The organism is Thauera sp. 63, assembly GCF_000310165.2.
GTDB classification, from domain to species: domain Bacteria; phylum Pseudomonadota; class Gammaproteobacteria; order Burkholderiales; family Rhodocyclaceae; genus Thauera; species Thauera humireducens.
The window spans coordinates 1-2,327 of the sequence record NZ_AMXC01000070.1; the positions used below are offsets into that span (position 1 = coordinate 1).

Sequence of the window (2,327 nt, forward strand, 5' to 3'; positions counted from 1 at the left end):
CTGTCGGTCGTACCGGATGTCGTGAAAAAGTATCTGGGCCTGGGGGCCCGGGTGGTGTTGCAGCAGGGCGCGGGAGTGCCGGCGCACTTTCCGGACGCGGTGTTTGCGGACGTGACGTTTGCCGCGAGCGCGGCCGAGGTGTGCGCGCAGTCGGACGTGGTGTTCTGCGTGCAACCGCCGACCGAGGACGTGATTGCGCAGCTGAAGCCGGGCACCGTGCTGCTGGGCATGCTGCAGCCGTGGGCGAGCGCCGCGCGCGCGCGCCAGCTGGCCGAAGGCCAGGTCACCGCGTTCGCGCTCGAACTCCTGCCGCGCATCTCGCGCGCGCAGAGCATGGATGCGCTGTCCTCGCAGGGCGCGGTGGCGGGCTACGAGTGCGCGCTGATCGCCGCCGACCATAGTCCGAAGTTCTTTCCGATGCTCACCTACGCCGCCGGCACGATCCGCCCGGCCAAGGTGCTGGTGATCGGCTGTGGCGTGGCGGGGTTGCAGACCATCGCCACCGCGCGGCGCATCGGCGCCATGGTCGAGGCCTACGACGTGCGGCCCGAGACGCGCGAGCAGGTCGAGTCGCTGGGCGCCAAGTTCGTCGACACCGGCGTGTCGGCGGCGGGCACGGGCGGCTACGCGCGCGAGCTCACCGACGAGGAGAAGGCCAGGCAGGCCGAGCGCCTGGCCAAGGCCGTCGCGCAGTGCGATGCGCTCATCACCACCGCGGCGATTCCGGGCAAGCCCGCGCCGCGCATCATCACCGCCGAGATGGTGGCGAAGATGAAGCCGGGCGCGGTCGTCGTCGACATGGCGGCCGAGACCGGCGGCAACGTCGAAGGCACGGTGGCGGGCGAGAAGGTCTGGATCCACGACGTGCTCGTGATCGGACCGGTCAACATCCCCAGCCGCATGCCGGTGCATGCGTCGGAGATGTACGCCAAGAACCTGTTCAACTTCATCTCGCCCTTCATCCAGGACGGCGCGCTCGCGCTCGACTGGGACGACGAGGTGATGGCCGGTGCCTGCCTCACGCACGCGGGCGAAGTGCGCCACGCTGGCGTCAAGCAGGTCCTGGGGCTGTAAGGGAGAACGATCATGGAAGGAATTGCAGCGCTGTATATCTTCATGCTGGCCGCGTTCACGGGATACGAAGTGATCTCGCGCGTGCCGGTGATCCTGCACACGCCGCTGATGTCGGGCTCGAACTTCGTGCACGGCGTGGTGCTGGTGGGGGCGATGGTGGTGCTCGGCCACGCCGACCCGGACGATCCGGTGCAGCTTCTCATCGGTTTCGTCGCGGTGTTCCTCGGTGCGGCCAACGCCGCGGGCGGCTACGTCGTCACCGAGCGCATGCTGGCGATGTTCAAGGGTGGCAACAAGAAGGAAGGGGGCGCATAAATGGTCAACGGATTCATTCAGGCGTCCTACTTTGCGGTCGCGGTGGTGTTCATCCTGGGGCTCAAGGCGATGAGCTCGCCGGTCACGGCGAGAAAGGGCATCGTGTGGGCGGGCTACGCGATGGTCGCGGCGACGGTGGTGACCTTCTTCACGCCCGAGCTGAACAACGTCGGGCTGATGGTGCTGGCCATCGTGTCGGGCGGGGCGGTGGCGTGGTGGAGCGGCAAGACGGTGAAGATGACCGACATGCCGCAGATGGTCGCCATCTACAACGGCATGGGCGGCGGGGCGGCGGCGGCGATCGCCGCGCTCGAGTTCGCCCGCGGCGAGGTGCATGGCCCGGTGGTGGCCACGCTGGCGGTGCTCGGCGCGCTGATCGGCTCGGTGGCGTTCTCCGGCTCGTGCATCGCCTACGCCAAGCTGCAGGGCATCATGAAGAACGCCTACCGGCTGCCGCAGCAGAACCTGGTGAACGTCGCGCTCGCCGCGGTCACCGCGCTGCTGGGCCTGGCGATCATCGTGTCGGATGCGCCCGCGTCGGTGCTCATCGTGCTGTTCTTCGTGCTGGCGCTGGCGCTGGGGGTGGTGCTGACCAGCCCGATCGGCGGGGCCGACATGCCGGTGGTGATCTCGCTGCTGAACGCCTTCACCGGACTGGCGGTGGGCTTCGAGGGCTACGTGCTGGGCAACCCGGCGCTGATCGTGGCGGGCATCGTGGTGGGCGCCTCGGGCACGCTGCTCACGCAGCTGATGGCCAAGGCGATGAACCGGCCGATCTCCAACGTCATCTTCACACCGCTGAGCGGCGCGGCCGCGGGCGGCGAAGGCGAGGCGATCGAGGGCACGATGAAGGAGTTCTCCGCGCTCGACGCCGCCTCGGTGATGCGCTACGCGAGCAAGGTCATCATCGTGCCGGGCTACGGCATGGCGGTGGCCGG

General features: G+C 68.7%; 3 protein-coding genes. All 3 read left to right on the forward strand.

The genetic code is table 11. From position 1 onward, the window contains the following. Nucleotides 1-1,074, forward strand: a 1,074-nt coding sequence (locus tag C664_RS19935) for an NAD(P) transhydrogenase subunit alpha (protein ID WP_198291565.1), incomplete at its 5' end; no start/stop codon positions are given. Nucleotides 1,075-1,086: 12 nt separating this feature from the next. Further along, complete coding sequence (locus C664_RS19940) at nucleotides 1,087-1,389, forward strand: NAD(P) transhydrogenase subunit alpha (RefSeq protein ID WP_004259024.1); 303 nt, start codon at nucleotides 1,087-1,089, stop codon at nucleotides 1,387-1,389. Beyond that, a partial coding sequence (locus C664_RS19945; RefSeq protein WP_004294385.1) for an NAD(P)(+) transhydrogenase (Re/Si-specific) subunit beta occupies nucleotides 1,390-2,327 on the forward strand: 938 nt, incomplete at its 3' end.